The organism is Pseudomonas sp. ASL9 (assembly GCF_056680335.1).
In genome coordinates this window covers 374,544-390,579 of record NZ_CM155277.1, presented here as the reverse complement: position 1 = coordinate 390,579, position 16,036 = coordinate 374,544, and the positions used below count along the sequence as shown (strand labels likewise).

At 54.7% G+C, this 16,036-nt stretch carries 14 protein-coding genes; 10 read left to right on the top strand and 4 right to left on the bottom strand.

The features are described from left to right. Positions 1–159 precede the first annotated feature (159 nt). Entirely contained in the window at positions 160–720 is a 561-nt protein-coding gene (phaP, locus tag AC1ME2_RS01780) for a TIGR01841 family phasin (RefSeq protein WP_480438947.1), read from the top strand. Between the two features lie 46 nt (positions 721–766). Here the strand turns inward: phaP and phaR are convergent, their stop codons facing one another. Continuing rightward, positions 767–1,300, bottom strand: coding sequence for a polyhydroxyalkanoate synthesis repressor PhaR (gene phaR, locus AC1ME2_RS01775; RefSeq protein ID WP_480441953.1), 534 nt, complete (start codon positions 1,298–1,300; stop codon positions 767–769). Positions 1,301–1,495: 195 nt separating this feature from the next. After that, positions 1,496–2,635 carry an AraC family transcriptional regulator gene (locus AC1ME2_RS01770; RefSeq protein ID WP_480438946.1) on the bottom strand — a complete coding sequence of 380 codons (1,140 nt, stop codon included), beginning with the start codon at positions 2,633–2,635 and terminating at the stop codon, positions 1,496–1,498. Between the two features lie 2,154 nt (positions 2,636–4,789). Between AC1ME2_RS01770 and AC1ME2_RS01765 the strand changes: the two genes are divergently transcribed. The 9 genes from AC1ME2_RS01765 to AC1ME2_RS01725 all read left to right on the top strand — a co-directional run bounded on the left by AC1ME2_RS01765 (position 4,790) and on the right by AC1ME2_RS01725 (position 13,161). Then, positions 4,790–5,455: a methyl-accepting chemotaxis protein gene (locus AC1ME2_RS01765; protein ID WP_480441951.1), complete on the top strand. Its 666-nt coding sequence runs from the start codon at positions 4,790–4,792 to the stop codon at positions 5,453–5,455. A 9-nt stretch (positions 5,456–5,464) separates the two neighbouring features. After that, a complete protein-coding gene (locus tag AC1ME2_RS01760; protein ID WP_480438945.1) occupies positions 5,465–5,833 on the top strand; it encodes a response regulator in 369 nt (122 codons plus the stop codon). Between the two features lie 26 nt (positions 5,834–5,859). Beyond that, the gene (locus AC1ME2_RS01755; protein ID WP_480438943.1) at positions 5,860–6,186 is read left to right on the top strand and encodes an STAS domain-containing protein; all 327 of its coding nucleotides are present in this window, start codon (positions 5,860–5,862) and stop codon (positions 6,184–6,186) included. A 22-nt stretch (positions 6,187–6,208) separates the two neighbouring features. Beyond that, positions 6,209–8,419, top strand: a complete 2,211-nt coding sequence (locus tag AC1ME2_RS01750; protein WP_480438942.1) for a chemotaxis protein CheA — start codon at positions 6,209–6,211, stop codon at positions 8,417–8,419. A 33-nt stretch (positions 8,420–8,452) separates the two neighbouring features. Then, a complete protein-coding gene (locus tag AC1ME2_RS01745) occupies positions 8,453–10,108 on the top strand; it encodes a methyl-accepting chemotaxis protein (RefSeq protein ID WP_480438940.1) in 1,656 nt (551 codons plus the stop codon). A 12-nt stretch (positions 10,109–10,120) separates the two neighbouring features. Continuing rightward, on the top strand, positions 10,121–10,654 hold the full coding sequence (locus AC1ME2_RS01740) for a chemotaxis protein CheW (RefSeq protein WP_480438938.1): 534 nt from the start codon (positions 10,121–10,123) through the stop codon (positions 10,652–10,654). Positions 10,655–10,782: 128 nt separating this feature from the next. Then, a complete protein-coding gene (locus AC1ME2_RS01735; protein WP_480438936.1) occupies positions 10,783–11,598 on the top strand; it encodes a CheR family methyltransferase in 816 nt (271 codons plus the stop codon). Next, positions 11,595–12,086, top strand: a complete 492-nt coding sequence (locus tag AC1ME2_RS01730; RefSeq protein ID WP_480438935.1) for a chemotaxis protein CheD — start codon at positions 11,595–11,597, stop codon at positions 12,084–12,086. Before AC1ME2_RS01735 ends, AC1ME2_RS01730 begins: the two co-directional genes overlap by 4 nt. A 7-nt stretch (positions 12,087–12,093) precedes the next feature. Continuing rightward, positions 12,094–13,161, top strand: a complete 1,068-nt coding sequence (locus tag AC1ME2_RS01725; protein WP_480438934.1) for a protein-glutamate methylesterase/protein-glutamine glutaminase — start codon at positions 12,094–12,096, stop codon at positions 13,159–13,161. A 77-nt stretch (positions 13,162–13,238) separates the two neighbouring features. Here AC1ME2_RS01725 and AC1ME2_RS01720 read toward each other — a convergent pair whose 3' ends face one another. Next, positions 13,239–13,664, bottom strand: a complete 426-nt coding sequence (locus tag AC1ME2_RS01720; protein ID WP_480441949.1) for a potassium channel family protein — start codon at positions 13,662–13,664, stop codon at positions 13,239–13,241. Between the two features lie 558 nt (positions 13,665–14,222). Next, positions 14,223–15,845, bottom strand: a complete 1,623-nt coding sequence (locus AC1ME2_RS01715) for an acyl-CoA synthetase (protein ID WP_480438933.1) — start codon at positions 15,843–15,845, stop codon at positions 14,223–14,225. Between the last annotated feature and the right edge of the window lie 191 nt (positions 15,846–16,036).

Genomic DNA, 16,036 nt, shown 5'->3' with positions numbered 1-16,036 from the left:
CGAATAGTGGCAAAATGGGCAAAGCTTTTTTGCAGTGCACAAAAAAAGGTTGCCAAACGGTTTTGTGCGCTGCAATATTAAGGCTAACGCGATGACTCAACAGGATTGCTGTCGCGTCCTCAGGCCCATGTCGGCCTTCCAGCATCAGGAGATTCAAGCATGTCTTTTTTTAATTCGGATAAATTGCAAGCCGCTCAGAAAGCTAACCTCGATCTTCTGCAGCAAATCAGCGGCAAAGTCTTCTCGAGTGTTGAACAGCTCAGCCAATTGCAGTTCAAAACTCTGCGGGCGTCCACTGAAGAGTACTTCGACGGTTTCCGCAAGCTGTTGGCAGTACGTGATCCACAAGGGTTCGCTGAGCTGCAAGCTTCTTTTACCCAGCCAAATGTACAGGCCGAGCGCCTGGCTGAGTTCAATCGTCAAATCCAGGAATTGATTGTCGGCACTCAGTCGGAAATCGCCAAACTGGCTGAAGGTCAGGTAGAAGCGGGCACCCAGCAGGTGCAAGAGTTCATCGAAGTGATCAGCAAAAATGCACCGGCTGGCTCAGAGCCTGTCGTGGCTGCATTCAAGTCGACGTTGGCGAATGCCGGTAGCGTTTATGAAAACGCACAGAAAGCTGCCAAACAGGCTGCTGATATTGCCCAGAGCGGTTTCAACGCTGCGACTGCCGCAGCTGGCAAAGCTGCACCGGGCAAGGCGGCTGGCGGTAACAAGTAAGTCGATTCAAATCAAGTAAAGATTAGTTTTACGAATGGCGATGGGTTCACTCCCCATCGTCATTTTTTTTTCGTCCGGCGCCGGTTCCAGGCTGGCTTGGTGGTGTGCCGCCGAACAAACCGAAGAGGTTTTGAGTGTTCAGGTAAAGCGCCTTTGATTGGTCGACATATTGACGCATCAAATCCTGCATGACCGGTGCCTGCTGGTGCATGAACTCGCTCCAGGCCTCAGAGGACTGCGCACCCGTTTGGGACTGGACGTCGATGACGGTCTGGATGCTTTTATCCAGGTAGCTGCCGAGGACTCCCTGATAGGGGCCGTAGAACTGGATAATTCCCATGAGCATGTCACTGGAGAAGATCGGTTCACCGCCACTTTCGGCTTCTAGAATCACCTGAAGCAAGATACTTCGAGTCAGGTCCTCGCCGCTCTTTGCGTCGACCACCTGGAACGGGATTTTATCGACAACCAGCTGACGTATATCCGCCAAGGTCAAATGACTGCTGGTGTGCGTGTCATAGAGGCGGCGATTGGGGTATTTCTTGATCAGACGGGTAGTGTTCCGACTGTTATCTGTCATGCGGGGCTTCTCATTGCGAGCCTGATTCGCAAGCATCTTATCCTACTATGACCACTGCCGCGGATCGGTGTTGCGCTAAGGGTTGTCCGGATGTCTTTAGCGCTCACTGGAAAACTGTGGATGCACCCCGCAGGGTGCAGGGTATGGAGGCCTGCGGCGCAGGCTCATATCGAGAGGTCCGGAGAAACTGGAGCGTTACACGGCTTGATTGCCACCCAGCAAGAATCCTGGCCAAGCGTATGCGCCCTCTTGCCGATGCGGTTCCTGAACGTTCTCTTCTGCCTCGATAGGGGGGTGCTCTTCTTCCTCGACCTTGAGTGGCGACCCATGGACTCGGTACTGTCCAGGAGGCATATCGAACCAGCGACAGCAGGCTTTATGGAAGCTGCTATGGTCGTGGAAGCCGAGGAGGTAGGCCACATGCTTCATGTTGTAATGAGAGTGGCGCAGATAGAAGTCAGCCATTTGCCTACGCAAATCGCTCAAGACATCCTTGTATTGCACACCATCCTTCTCAAGTGCTCGCTGAAGTGTTCGTTTGCTGATATGCAGCTCTGCCGCTATCGACGCCATGTCATAGAGGTCTTGCCCTTGCCCTTGGCTCAAGCGCTCAGTGATCATCGCGCGAACCCGGCCAAGGATAGAGAAGCCAAACAACAGGTCCATCTGAGCCTCGGCAAAACTGTCATGGAGTGTGGCCAAAGCCTCATTGGCCATACTCAAGGGATGCAGGAGCTCCTGCCCATCGAACACGATGCTGTCATAGGCTGCCCCGAAAACTAAAGGACAACCAAAAACCCGCTGATGTTCATGGGTGTTCTCGGGTTCTGGATAGGTAAACTCGACACTCAGTGGTCGCGGCAGGTTTCCACCCGTAAGCCAGCGGCAGAAGCCGAGCAGTGAAGCGAGCCCTGCATCGGTGTATTGCCGGGGTTTAACCGAGTCAGGTTGCTGCAGATCGAGTCCGGACAAGCGATAATTCGGCCCTTCTTGAACAAAGAAAAGGCTGAATCCAGTGCCAATCAATGAGCTGAAACGAACCAAACGTTCAAGGGCCCGTTTCAGGTTCAAGCTGGACATCATCGTGTACCCCACGATTTGTAAACTGCCGGGGTGCACATGCCCGTAGGCTTTCAGGCCGATACTCGGATTGCCAGACACCTGAGCTGCCAAGTCCCACAAACGGTACATAATACTGCGCCGACAAAAGGCTGACGGCTGACCCAGAATTTCCATATCCAGGCCAGCCTCCTTGCACAGGTCGACCACATTCAAGCCTTCAGCCGAGAGCGTATTCACCAATACACTGGCATAGCCCGTGCTTACTCTATACATGACGGCCTCATCTATCCGTTGAATCAAACATCCTTTTTGGAGCCATTACGGACTTACTCCGGGGCTCAAGCTAACGGCACTTTCAGTGCTGTATAGCTTGAGCCCCGGTACACGGATCTGTGCGCGTCGGTGAGAGACCGAGGGCATACCGCTTCCTGCTCGTTTCTGACGGGGCGTGGCCCGTGAGAGGCAATTGCCTTTGACTCTGGGACCATGGGTTGCTCTGCATTGCGACCTCTGTCCATGTCACGTCGGTGACGCTCGTATATTTATCGCGAGCCATGTCGCACCCCTTTTTGTTGAGCTTGAGGGACCCTTTAGCTCCAGCAGGCCATTTTCAGAACGGGTTTTTTGCCTCAAATCAGTCCAGGCGGAAAATGGAAACTCGTTTAACCGTAGCATTTTATGCTCAAGATATTACACAGGAATGAACAAAGTTGAACAATTTTAGCCGAATCTGCGGCAACAGTTTTTTTCGCCTTGGTTCGTCCTTTTCGCAGCACCTGATTTAAGCGGGGGGGCGCACAGAAGATTGTTCCAAAGTGCCACTATAGCTGCTCCGACCACGGTCATGCCTAGGGTCAAGCGTCATTTTGAACAGAAGCGTATAACGCTCTATACCGCCGCTGCCAGCGCCGATGATCAAGACGCGCCAATATTTTCTTTCAGTCGCTTCGGAACTGTGGATGTCGTCCACTCCAGCGAAAAAACGGACTACGTCTCTAGCGTCTTCAGGCCCAGCGGTGCCGGTTATACCAGCGATTGGAGTGCCGACGTCGATAGGTTGGTCGGTGCATAGGTGACTGCGAATTTTACGCCGCAGCTCTCGGCCGTGGTCCAGGTCATCTCGGAACAGCGCTACGACAATAGCTAGGTGCCGGGCTCAGTTCATTCGGCCGTTGGATTGGCATAAGGTCCCCCTGCGCTGTTCATAAACTGAAGGCTTACTGATTGAGGGTTATGGCTACAGAATTCTTTTGGGGTGCGGTATTTCAACGTGCCATGGGGATGCTGTTCGTTGAAATGCTCGAAGGCAATGATCAGGTTACGCCATGCCGTTTCACGCGTGCTTCAGCCAAGAGCAACAGTAAAGAAGTGACGCGATTTCTCGAGACACACGATCACATTCATTATTTTGTATGCAGCTAAGGCCAGTGCTGGAGCGTATGAGCAAAGGTGTTCTTTATATCATTTAATCGTGATTGTCAGTTCAATTTAGTATAAATAAGTATAAATAAGCGCGAGTGCTGTATGGCATGATGCCATCGCACTGCAAAATACAAGTGTTCCGTAAAATACCGATTACCAACACGATATTGGTTGGTCAGGTAGCTTGATAAGCAGCTGATTTAAATAATAAAAATAGACACATGCGCTCTGCTCAGTAATGGAATTACTCATCATGGCAAAATGGAACATCAGGACTCATTTGTTTCTTTTGGCAGGCTCTCTGCCGCTGCGGGACTTGAAAAAATCGCCTATATGTACGCCGTGAACATCGTTGAGTTCACTGGGTTAGAGGTCATTCTGCGGCGCTTTAGCCTTTGAGGCTGTTCACTGTCCAAATCGTCAGAATTACTTAGGAAGGAACCTATGCCTCCGCACATCGATGCTGACCAATACGTATCACTCCTGTCCCGGCAGACTTTTTTCTGCTGGCCGGCATTCGGCTCAAGTTTCATTGGCGCTGTCCTGTTGCTCGTCCATGCAGGAATCGATTCGATCTCGTTGGCATCCGCCCTGTTGTTGATTGGACTAGGGATAGGCACTGGCGTATGGGTCGGCCGTCGCCAGCGTAGTGAACTTATAAGCGTTATTGCTCAAGCATCTTCTGATGCACAGGCGCGATCCATCGAGATAAACACAGCGGCTGCGGCCAATGGCTTACAAGCGGTATGTCTCAAGGCTGTCCCTATTTGGGCCAAGCAGGTCGAAAGCTCCCGCCGACAAACCGAAGATGCCATTGTTGCCCTTAGCAACCGATTTTATGGAATAAGCACAAAGCTGGAGGATGCTGTTCACACGTCACAAAACGCTGCAGGCGACTTGGCTGGCCGAGCTGAAGGCGGGGCGCTGGAGGTACTGGCTCAAAGCGAGGCCGAACTAACGCATGTAATCGACACATTGAGGGCAGCACAACAAACCCGCGACGAGATGCTAGCGCAGGTCTGCAGCCTCACGGATTACACCAGCGAGCTGAGAACAATGGCCGCTGATGTCGCTGCAATTGCTGCACAAACGAACCTGCTGGCCTTAAATGCTGCAATCGAAGCTGCTCGGGCAGGGGAGGCAGGGCGGGGGTTTGCGGTAGTGGCCGATGCAGTACGAACACTGTCAAGCCAGTCCAGTGATACGGGGCAAAAAATGTCGGCCAAGGTGGACATTATCAACAGTGCCATCACCCAACTGGTTGAGGTTGCCGCAAGCAGTGCCAAGCACGATAGCGGCTCTGTTGCAGGGTCAGAAGCCTCGATCAAGAAGGTTCTGGAGCGCTTTAATAGCATCACGGAGCGTCTGGCGGGCTCGGCCGAAATATTACAAAAAGAGAGTGTCGGTATTCGTGACGAAATTACCGAGGTTCTTGTTGCCCTGCAGTTCCAGGATCGGGTTAGCCAGATTCTGGCCCATGTAAGAGACAACATGGAGGGCCTGCACCGGCACTTGGAGCACTGTCGACAGCGTCCTGGCGAGGTTGCACAGATTGATGCTCAAGCTTGGTTAGCGGAGATGGAGTTGACCTACGCCACCGAGGAGCAACGCCAGATCCACCATGGTGGCAGGGTGAGTTCAGTGCAAGAACAGGCCATCACTTTTTTCTAGGAGAACCCCATGGCTAAAACCGTAATGGTTGTTGATGACTCCAGTAGCGTACGCCAAGTCGTCAGTATTGCCCTCAAGAGTGCAGGCTACGATGTGATCGAAGCCTGCGATGGCAAAGATGCACTAGCCAAGCTGAATGGGCAGAAAATTCATCTGATGATCAGCGATGTGAACATGCCAAACATGGATGGCATCACCCTCGTCAAAGAGGTCAAGAAACTGGCCAGTTACAAGTTCACACCCATCATCATGCTGACCACCGAATCTCAAGAAGCCAAGAAGCTGGAAGGTCAGGCGGCTGGCGCCAAGGCCTGGGTGGTCAAGCCGTTTCAGCCAGCACAGATGCTGGCCGCTGTCTCCAAGCTGATCCTGCCTTAACTTCCTTTGTTTCGGAGTAACGCAGCATGACGATCCGCATAGAAGAAAAAAATGGCATATCGCTGCTGCATATCGAAGGCGAGATGACCATCTACACTGCAGACGAACTCAAGTCACAGCTGCTGCCCCACCTGGCCCGTTCGGGTGGGCTGGAAATTGATCTGTCTCAGGTCAGTGAGGTCGACAGTGCAGGCCTGCAACTCCTGATCCTGGCCAAGCGCGAAACCCGGCTTACAGGTCAAACGCTGCTGCTAACCTCGCACAGCCGGGCAGTGCAGGAGGCGTTTGAACTGTGCAACCTGGCGGCTTTTTTGGGTGACCCATTGGTGTTGACCCAGGCGGTCAATTACTAAACGCATTTAAAAGGAATTTTGTGTGAGTCTTAACCTGGATCAGGCACTTCAAACTTTCATCGTTGAGGCTCGCGAGTTGCTCCAGGACATGGAGGCGTCGCTGCTGCTGTTGGAGAATAACCCGGCTGATAGCGAGACCCTGTCCGCTATATTTCGTGCCGCGCACACGATCAAGGGTTCCGCCGGGTTGTTCGGACTGGACCCCATTGTCAGCTTTACCCACATTGTCGAAGACGTGCTCGATCGGGTCCGTGACGGCGGCATTACAATCACCTCGGAGCTGGTGGCGGTACTGCTGGAAAGTGATGACCACATGCTGGAGCTGGTCAATGTAGTTGCGGCCCAAGGGGGGCAGTTGGATGTCGCCGCAGTGACCCGGGAAAACGCCTTGCGTCTGGCTTTACAGATTTACCAGGGGTCTACGGTACAGCAGGTGCCAACGTCGGTTGCCCCATTCGAAACCGCTGAGTTGACCCCTCTATACGGCAGTGACTCGGTTGTTTCGGATCTTTGGCATATCTCCCTGCGTTTTGGCCCCGATGTGTTCCGCAATGGCATGGACCCTCTGTCGTTTCTGCGTTACCTGAGCACCTTGGGAACGATTGTCAGCATTACTACGCTGGCTGAGGGCATGCCGCAGACTGACAGGATGGACGCTGAGTCGTGTTATCTGGGTTTTGAGATCGACTTTCAATCCATGTCTGACAAGACAACCATCGCTGAGGTTTTCGACTTTGTGCGCGATGACTGTGTACTGCATGTTCTACCGCCACATAGCAAAATCGGGGAATACATCGAGCTGATCAATGCCCTGCCGGAAGACGCCATTCGTCTCGGTGAGATTCTGGTCGGCAGCGGCGCTCTGACCCCGCAAGAACTCGAAGACGGCTTGAACGTGCAGCGGGTTAATTCCAGGCAAGTCGGCCCGGCGACACCGCTGGGTGAGATTCTGGTTGAACGGTGCTCGGTAGAGCCGGTGCTGGTGCAAGCCGCGCTGAACAAACAAACCCAGGTCCAGGACCAGAAGAACAAGGAAAACCGCTACATCCGTGTGCATGCGGACAAACTGGACGAATTGATCAATCTGGTGGGAGAGCTGGTCATCGCCAGTGCCGGAGCCAGTTTGATCGCCAAGAACCAAGGTAATGATGCGCTGCAGGAAGCCTCCTCGATCGTCTCCGGGCTGGTGGAGGAAATTCGCGACGGGGCATTAAGCCTACGCATGGTGCCAATCGGCGATACCTTCAGTCGCTTCCAGCGAGTCGTACGGGATGTCGGTCACGAGCTTGGCAAAGATATCGAGCTGGTGATCAGCGGTGGCGAAACTGAGCTAGACAAGACCGTGGTAGAAAAAATCGGCGATCCGCTGATGCACCTGCTGCGCAACGCAATGGATCACGGTATCGAATCGCCCGAAGCTCGCCAGGCTGCTGGCAAACCGGCCAAAGGTCGACTGCACCTCAATGCTTACCACGATGCCGGCAGCATCGTCCTTGAGATTGCGGACGACGGTGCCGGACTCAACCGCGAGCGCATCCTCGAAAAAGCACGGGAGCGGGGTTTGCTTACCCTCAATGCAACGCCTTCCGATCAGGAAATCTACAACCTGATTTTTGAGGCAGGGTTTTCCACTGCTGCGGCCGTCACCAACCTCTCCGGGCGCGGCGTTGGCATGGACGTGGTCAAACAAAACATCACGCTTCTGCGCGGCAGTGTGGATCTCGACAGCCAGCCCGGCCTGGGCACCACTGTGCGCATCCGCCTGCCGCTGACCCTGGCAATCATTGACGGTTTCCTGATCAGCGTCGGCCAGTCCAGCTACGTGGTGCCGCTGGACATGGTGCAAGAGTGCATCGAGTTGAGTGAAGAGGATCGTCGGGCGACTCGCGAACGAAACTATTTGGAGTTGCGCGGCGAAGTACTGCCGCTGGTATTTCTGCGTGATCACTTCAGTGTCGGGGGTAAACCGGGACGTCGGGAAAACGTGGTGGTGGTGCATTGCGCCGAACAGAAAGCAGGGTTAGTGGTGGACGAACTCCTTGGCGAGTTCCAGACCGTTATCAAACCTCTGGGCAAGTTGTTCAATGCTCTGCGCGGCATCAGTGGCTCAACCATCCTGGGCAGCGGTGCGGTGGCCTTGATTGTTGATGTGCCATCGATGGTGCAACAGATTACTCATCAGCAAACACTGAATCCATTACAAAAAAACAGAACAGTCATACTCGCTCGCTGAGCAGGTTGCAGCATTATCCCAGGGGTATACACCATGCAATGGTTCTACGATCTGAAGATTGCCACAAAACTGATCGCCTCCTTTCTTGCTGTGCTGGCATTGACCGCCTTCATGGGCGTCTTTTCTATCATCCAGCTTCGCCAGGTGAATCTGACTGCAACCGACATGGAAACCAATTGGATGCCCGCTATGGGTGCCGCATCCTCTATTCGCTTCGATGTTGCTCATTTTCGCTTGCGTGAAGCCCGCCATATTCTGTCTCAATCGGTCACCGAAATGGACGAGCTCGAGCGCTCTACTAGCGATATAAATAAACAGATGGCCGTCCAGATTGTGATTTATGAAAAACTCATCGCCAGTCCAGAAGAGCGCAAATTATACGAGAATTTTATTAGCGATTTTACGGTTTATCAAAACTACAGTAAGACTCTGCTGGGTTACTCACGTCAGAACCTGAAAGATCAGGCGTTGACGCTGCTCAACGGCGACTCGAAGCGAGCCTTTGATGCGGTCACTGAAGACCTGCAGAAGATGGTGACGCTCAACGAGGAAGGCGGGGCTACGGCCAGCAAACATGGCGACGAACTATATGCCAGTGCTCGAATAGCCATCATCGGAGTCCTGCTCGGTTCTTTGCTCGTTGGTCTGTTCCTCGCATTGTTTATTTCCCGCATCATCTCGCGCCCGCTGAATCTCGCCGCCAAAGTGGCCAGCCAGCTCGCCGAGGGCGACCTTACCGCCAAAATCGAGGTGACCTCCAAGGATGAAACCGGCATGGTATTGACCGCCATGCAGAACATGGTCGGCAAGCTGTCGCAGATTATCGGCGAGGTACGTGGCGCCGCTAGCAGCCTGGCCAGCGCTTCGGAGCAGGTCAGTTCAACGGCCCAAGCCATGAGTCAGGCGACCAGCGAACAGGCGGCCAGCGTGGAAGAAACCAGTGCGTCGATCGAACAAATGAGCGCCAGCATCAATCAAAATACCGATAACGCCAAGGTCACCGACGGCATGGCCAGCAAGGCGGCCAAGGAGGCTGTAGAAGGCGGTGCATCGGTACAGCAGACAGCCTCGGCGATGAAGCAGATCGCCCAACGCATCAACATCATTGATGACATTGCTTACCAGACCAATCTGCTGGCACTTAACGCCGCCATCGAAGCGGCGCGGGCCGGCGAACATGGCAAGGGCTTTGCTGTGGTGGCGGCGGAGGTGCGCAAGCTGGCCGAACGCAGTCAGATCGCGGCTCAGGAAATTGGTCAGTTGTCCTCGAGCAGTGTCGAGCTGGCAGAGAAGGCTGGCAAGCTGCTGGATGAAATGGTGCCTTCGATCAACAAGACTTCCGACCTTGTTCAGGAAATAAGCGCCGCCTCCGAAGAGCAAGCAGCCGGTGTCGCCCAGATCAACATGGCGATGAATCAGCTGAATCAGATCACCCAGCAGAACGCATCGAGCAGCGAGGAGTTGGCAGCAACGGCGGAGGAGATGAGCAGCCAGGCCGAGCAGCTACAGGCGGTCATGAGTTTCTTTGTCCTGGAAGCCGGCGACACTGCCAGCCTGTCCAGGGCCGCCACGAGCAGGGCGCCGAAGGGCAGTAAGTTCTCGTCCCAGAGCTTCGCACAGCCGCCCCATAAAACCGTCATTGGTCAGGCAGCGAGTAGCGCCGCAGAAGCCGAATTCACCCGGTTTTAACTGGAGATCAGCATGGGCGCATTAGTCACGACAAATCGTACAGCGGTCGTCCTCCAGGAAGAGGAGGCTCAATACCTGACGTTCTTGCTCGGTGGTGAGATGTTTGCCATTGGTATTCTCGGTATCAAGGAGATTATCGAGTATGGAAATCTCACCATCGTCCCGATGATGCCAAACTTCGTCAGCGGGGTTATTAATCTGCGCGGTGCCGTGGTGCCCGTGGTGGATCTTTCGGCCCGCTTCGGACGGCATAACTCGGAGATCACCCGGCGCAGTTGCATCGTGATCATCGAGTCCAACTCGGATGAAGGCAACCCGCAGGATATTGGCCTGCTGGTGGATGCGGTATCGGCGGTGCTGGAGATTCCGGCGACTGAAATAGCGCCGGCTCCGAGTTTCGGTACCAGGATACGCGCTGACTTCATCAGCGGCATGGCCAAGGTCAATGGCAAGTTCGTTATCGTCCTCGATGTTGACCGTGTGATGTCGATCGACGAAATGTCCATGCTGGCCGAAGCAGGGAACCTCGAGAGTACCGCTCCGTAAGAGCCTTTAAATCGGGGGGCAATTGCAGGGGGGCCGTTAGAAGGCCCCCCGGTTACTAGGCGTGACAGGCGTGACAGGCGTCAGCCGGGAAGCGCTTCCCGAAATACCCGCCGATGCACCAGGCAAGGATGTCTACCTTGAATGCTTCTCCGTTGAAAGATCGCGAGTTCGATCAGTTTCAGTCCTGGCTGTATCGCACCGCCGGGATCAATCTGTCTCAAACGAAAAAAGCGTTGGTTGCCGGTCGCCTTTCCAAACGCCTGCAACACCATCAATTGACCAACTACGGCGATTACTTGCTGTTGATTATGGGCGAGGGTGGCGAAACAGAGTTGCAGGTCGCCCTGGACCTGCTGACAACCAATGAAACCTATTTTTTTCGTGAGCCAAAGCACTTCGATTTTTTGCGTCAACACGTGCTGCCCAGCGCCGCAGCCGCCAGGATGTTCCGTCTGTGGAGCGCCGCCAGTTCCTCTGGCGAGGAGCCCTACAGCCTGGCGATGACGTTGGCAGATGGTTTGGGCAGTACGCCCTGGGAGATCATCGGCTCTGATATAAGCTGCCAGGTACTGGAAAGAGCCCGCAGTGGTCATTACCCGATGGCTCGGGCGGCAACCATTCCAAAGCCGCTGCTGGTCAAACATTGCTTAAAGGGCACCGGTCGTCAGGAGGGCACCTTCCTGATTGAGCGGCGCCTGCGCGACAGGGTCCATTTTCAGCAGATCAACCTCAACGAGACGCTGCCGCAGATCGGGGAGTTCGATGTGATTTTTTTGCGCAATGTCATGATTTATTTTGACCAGGACACTAAACGCAAAGTTGTCGCGCGCGTATTGCCATTGCTCAAGCCTGGGGGCTATTTCATTGTTAGCCATTCGGAAAGTTTGAATGGCATCACCGATGCCCTGACGTTATTAGCACCCTCCATTTATCAGAAGTCATGAAAACGCCCGACGGTACCATCGATATATTCCTGCAGCCCGGCGACGTCTATTTTGGCGATGCCTCCACCCTGATCCGCACCCTCCTGGGTTCCTGTGTTTCGATCACCCTGTGGCATCCGGTCCTGTTGATCGGCGGGATGTGTCATTACATGCTGCCAAGTCGCGCGCGCAAGACAGGTCCGCTCAATGGGCGGTATGCAGACGAAGCGATGGCGCTTTTTCTACTGGATGTCGCACGCCACAACACGGTCCCGGAGGAGTATCAGGTCAAGCTCTTCGGCGGCGGCAGCATGTTTCCAGAGCGCCACATAAAACCGGGAGTTGCTGATGTTGCCCTTAGAAACGTGGAGGCGGCACATAGCCTTGTGGCAAAACATAACCTGAACCTGATGGCTCAAGACCTCGGCCTGACCGGACACAGGGCTGTCAATTTCGATATTCAGAGCGGTCATGCCTGGGTACGGCATCAACAACTGAAACAGGGTTGAGAAACTGATGAAAAAGATCAAGGTTTTGCTGGTGGATGATTCCGCCGTGGTGCGTCAGGTTCTGTTGGCAATCCTGGAGTCGGAGCCGGATATTCAGGTGATTGGCACGGCCTCGGATCCTATATTCGCCATGGAAAAACTGTCCCGTGATTGGCCGGACGTGATCGTTCTGGACATAGAGATGCCGCGTATGGATGGCATTACATTTCTGAAAAAAATCATGGCCGAGCACCCAACCCCCGTCGTGATTTGCTCGTCGCTTACGGACAAGGGTGCGGAAACAACCTTGCAAGCGCTGGCTGCCGGTGCGGTCGAAATCATCACTAAGCCTAAGATAGGGCTGAAAAATTTCCTTCTGGACTCTTCTGCTGAACTTATAGCCGCAGTCAGGGCGGCGGCCCATGTCAATGTCAGGAATCTGCTCCGTGCGCCTGTCGTCCGTGCGCCTGTGGCGGCGAAACTCTGCGCTGACGCGATTCTCAGCGCATCCGGTAACCAGGCCATGCTGCAAACCACCGAACGTATCGTTGCCATCGGCACCTCTACCGGTGGAACTCAGGCGTTGGAGGCCGTGCTGACTGCGCTGCCCAGGGTCTGCCCCGGGATTGTGATTGTGCAGCACATGCCGGAGAAATTTACCGCCTCATTCGCCGAACGCCTCAACACGTTGTCACAGATCGAAGTTCGAGAAGCCAAAAACAATGACCGAGTCATACCTGGCCTCGCGCTTATTGCTCCGGGTGGCAAGCACATGCTGATTAAGCGCAGTGGGGCTTATTACCATGTTGAAGTCATTGATGGCCCACTGGTCAACCGTCATCGTCCATCAGTGGATGTGTTGTTTCGTTCCGTCGCCAAATTTGCCGGCAGAAATGCGACGGGTATCATCATGACCGGCATGGGAGATGATGGCGCCAGGGGGTTGAAAGAAATGCTGGATGCCGGGGGGCTGACAGTGGCCCAGGACGAGGCTACATGCGTTATTTACGGGATGCCCAAGGAGGCTGTCAAACTGGGTGCGGCAAAGAGAGTATTGCCATTGCATGAAATGCATCTCGCGATCATGGGCCGGTAAGTTCGCACCCAGTGACACACCTGCCATGCGTAGCTCCCACCTGCTGGCAAGCCCACAGGACCGAAGGCGCGCACGTACTATGGTGTCTTCCAGTACTTCTGCATCTCGATAAAAAGAAAGGATGCCGTCCATGTAATCAGCACCAGACCTGTCAGTGCTTCAAGCCCTGTCAGAAATTTAAGAACCCCTACCGGTTCGATGTCACCAAAGCCCAGTGTGGTAAAGGTTGTGAACGAGAAATAGACACAGTCCATCAGGCTGCCATCAAAATCCCCCCTCAACGTACCCCAGTTACCCGCCTCGATCATAAAGTAATAGGCGAGGGCGAAGATCCACACTTCAACCGCGTGAGCGGTGAGTGCGCCCAGCACGCCAACGACTACCCTGAATCGGTGCCAGGCCTTTAGCTTGGGCATTAAAGAGTTGAGGCGAAGCAGTAATTCATAGTGTATGCAGACAGCTGCTATGACGATGAACGTGTTTAGTGCGGTGATAGCGATCATCTTCGGCTCTACGTTTGAAACGTCGGGTGGGGTGGAGCCGCGATGGGCGATTTCAGCCCGCCAGTATAAGCTTGAAATCATTAGACGTTGATACGGCGACTGGATAACCATGTTTCCAGCTCTTTTGCCGGAAATGGCTTGGAGATCAGGACCTTCCGCGCGATCCGATATCCCTGTTGTTGAAGAATTCGCTGAGTGGGTAGTCGTAGGTTGAGGGGCAAGTAACGGCGTCTGACGCTCGCGGTTCCTCGCATCGATAGAGGTATCGATTGAGCGCCACGAGTGTGCGCGATGGACGTTGATATTCAGGTCATGCCAGAGAAGAATTCCGGCATTTTTTGCCTCTCTGACGGGCACCTGATGGCAGGTGCCGGGCCCCATGATGTTCCAGACGCCGGCATGTGCCTGGATGGCTTTAGTCGCCAACGTTTCATAGCTGAAGCTGAAGCTAGAGGTTGCGGTATGGCTATCAGGTCGATTTCGGCGTGTACAGCCCCGAAGCGACAGGTTGGACCTGTCGCTTGATGCGGGCCTTATCGAGGGTTAAAGGGCCGGGGGTTAAAGGTTCTTGGCGATGTCCCGCAGGACGAACTTCTGGATTTTCCCGGTGGAGGTCTTCGGCAGCAGGGTGAACACCACGGTGCGCGGCACCTTGAACCCCGCCAGATGCTCACGGCAAAAGCTGATGATGTCGGCTTCCTGAACGTCCTGGTGGTCGGCCTTGAGGGTGATGAACGCGCAGGGCGTTTCTCCCCACTTCTCATCCGGGCGCGCAACCACCGCCGCTTCGAGCACGGCCGGGTGGCGGTAGAGCACGCCTTCAAGCTCAATGGTGGAGATGTTCTCGCCACCCGAGATGATGATGTCCTTGAGCCGGTCCTTGATCTCGACATAACCGTTGGGATGACGGACCGCCAGGTCGCCGGTATGAAACCAGCCACCCTCGAAGGCCTCTGCGGTGGCGGTAGGGTTCTTCAGGTAACCCTTCATCACCGTATTGCCACGCATGAAAATCTCGCCGATGGTCTGGCCGTCACTCGGCGTCGGTTCCAGGGTCTTAGGGTCTGCCACCATCACCCCTTCCAGGGTGGGATAGCGTACGCCCTGACGGGATTTGATCTGGGCGCGTTCATCAAGCGGCAGTTCATCCCATTCGGCATGCCAGGCGCAAATAGTGACGGGGCCATAGGTCTCGGTCAGGCCGTAGACATGAGTGACCTTGATGCCCATCTCTTCCACGGCACCGATCACTTTGGCCGGCGGCGCGGCACCGGCGACCATGGCGTTGACCGGGTGATCGATGGCGGCTTTTGCCGATTCGGGCATGTTGACCAAGGCGTTGAGCACGATCGGTGCGCCGCAGAAGTGGGTGACTTGATGTTCGCGGATAAGGGTCAGGATCTTCTGCGGGTCGACGCGGCGCAAAAACACATGCACGCCGGCCATCGCAGTGATGATCCACGGGTAGCACCAGCCGTTGCAGTGAAACATCGGCAAGGTCCACAGAAAAACCGGGTGGTTACCGATACCCCAGATCATCTGGTTACCCAGTGAGTTCAGATAAGCGCCACGGTGGTGGTAGACCACACCTTTAGGGTTGCCGGTGGTACCCGAGGTGTAATTCAGCGCAATCGCTTGCCACTCATCCTCCGGCCACTGCCAGGCGAACGCTGGATCGCCTTCTGCCAGCAGCGCTTCGTAATCGAGGTCGCTGACGGCCTGGCCTTCACCATATTCCGGGTCATCGACGTCGATCACCAAGGGTGGGTGATCGAGCATGCCAATCGCTGCGCGAATCACGTCATGGAACTCGCGGTCGGTGATCAGTACCTTGGCCTCGCCATGCTGGAGCATGAAGGCGATGGCTTCGGCATCCAGGCGCACGTTGAGCGGGTTGAGCACCGCGCCGATCATCGGCACGGCGAAGTGGACCTCAAGCATGGCGGGGATATTAGGCAGCATCACCGCCACCGTATCGTTCTTGCCAATGCCGCGACCGGCCAGCGCCGAGGCCAGACGACGACAACGGGCATAGGTCTGCGCCCAGGTACGGCGGATCGAACCGTGGATAACGGCGGGGTAATCAGGGTAGACGCTGGCAGTGCGCTCGATGAAGCTGAGCGGGGACAAGGCAATATGATTGACAGCCTTACGGGCTAGTCCTTGCTCGAAGATCGACATGTACGGGTACTCGGTGGCTGATTATTAGCTCTATATCTGACCGTTTCGGATTGCTCAGTTAGGTCAGTTAATTCTCCGAGGTACCTTATATGCTAATCACTATAAGTTATGGAAGTACTACCTGCGTAGTATAGTAATAGTACTATACATTATTCATTTTTATCTGAATGGGTAACGCTATACCGCTAAGG

Bases quoted from the DNA above. Each gene is read 5' to 3' on its own strand.
- phaP (WP_480438947.1), top strand. From the start codon at position 160: ATGTCTTTTTTTAATTCGGATAAATTGCAAGCCGCTCAGAAAGCTAAC.
- phaR (WP_480441953.1), bottom strand. From the start codon at position 1,300: ATGACAGATAACAGTCGGAACACTACCCGTCTGATCAAGAAATACCCC.
- AC1ME2_RS01770 (WP_480438946.1), bottom strand. From the start codon at position 2,635: ATGTATAGAGTAAGCACGGGCTATGCCAGTGTATTGGTGAATACGCTC.
- AC1ME2_RS01765 (WP_480441951.1), top strand. From the start codon at position 4,790: ATGCTAGCGCAGGTCTGCAGCCTCACGGATTACACCAGCGAGCTGAGA.
- AC1ME2_RS01760 (WP_480438945.1), top strand. From the start codon at position 5,465: ATGGCTAAAACCGTAATGGTTGTTGATGACTCCAGTAGCGTACGCCAA.
- AC1ME2_RS01755 (WP_480438943.1), top strand. From the start codon at position 5,860: ATGACGATCCGCATAGAAGAAAAAAATGGCATATCGCTGCTGCATATC.
- AC1ME2_RS01745 (WP_480438940.1), top strand. From the start codon at position 8,453: ATGCAATGGTTCTACGATCTGAAGATTGCCACAAAACTGATCGCCTCC.
- AC1ME2_RS01740 (WP_480438938.1), top strand. From the start codon at position 10,121: ATGGGCGCATTAGTCACGACAAATCGTACAGCGGTCGTCCTCCAGGAA.
- AC1ME2_RS01735 (WP_480438936.1), top strand. From the start codon at position 10,783: ATGTCTACCTTGAATGCTTCTCCGTTGAAAGATCGCGAGTTCGATCAG.
- AC1ME2_RS01730 (WP_480438935.1), top strand. From the start codon at position 11,595: ATGAAAACGCCCGACGGTACCATCGATATATTCCTGCAGCCCGGCGAC.
- AC1ME2_RS01725 (WP_480438934.1), top strand. From the start codon at position 12,094: ATGAAAAAGATCAAGGTTTTGCTGGTGGATGATTCCGCCGTGGTGCGT.
- AC1ME2_RS01720 (WP_480441949.1), bottom strand. From the start codon at position 13,664: ATGATCGCTATCACCGCACTAAACACGTTCATCGTCATAGCAGCTGTC.
- AC1ME2_RS01715 (WP_480438933.1), bottom strand. From the start codon at position 15,845: ATGTCGATCTTCGAGCAAGGACTAGCCCGTAAGGCTGTCAATCATATT.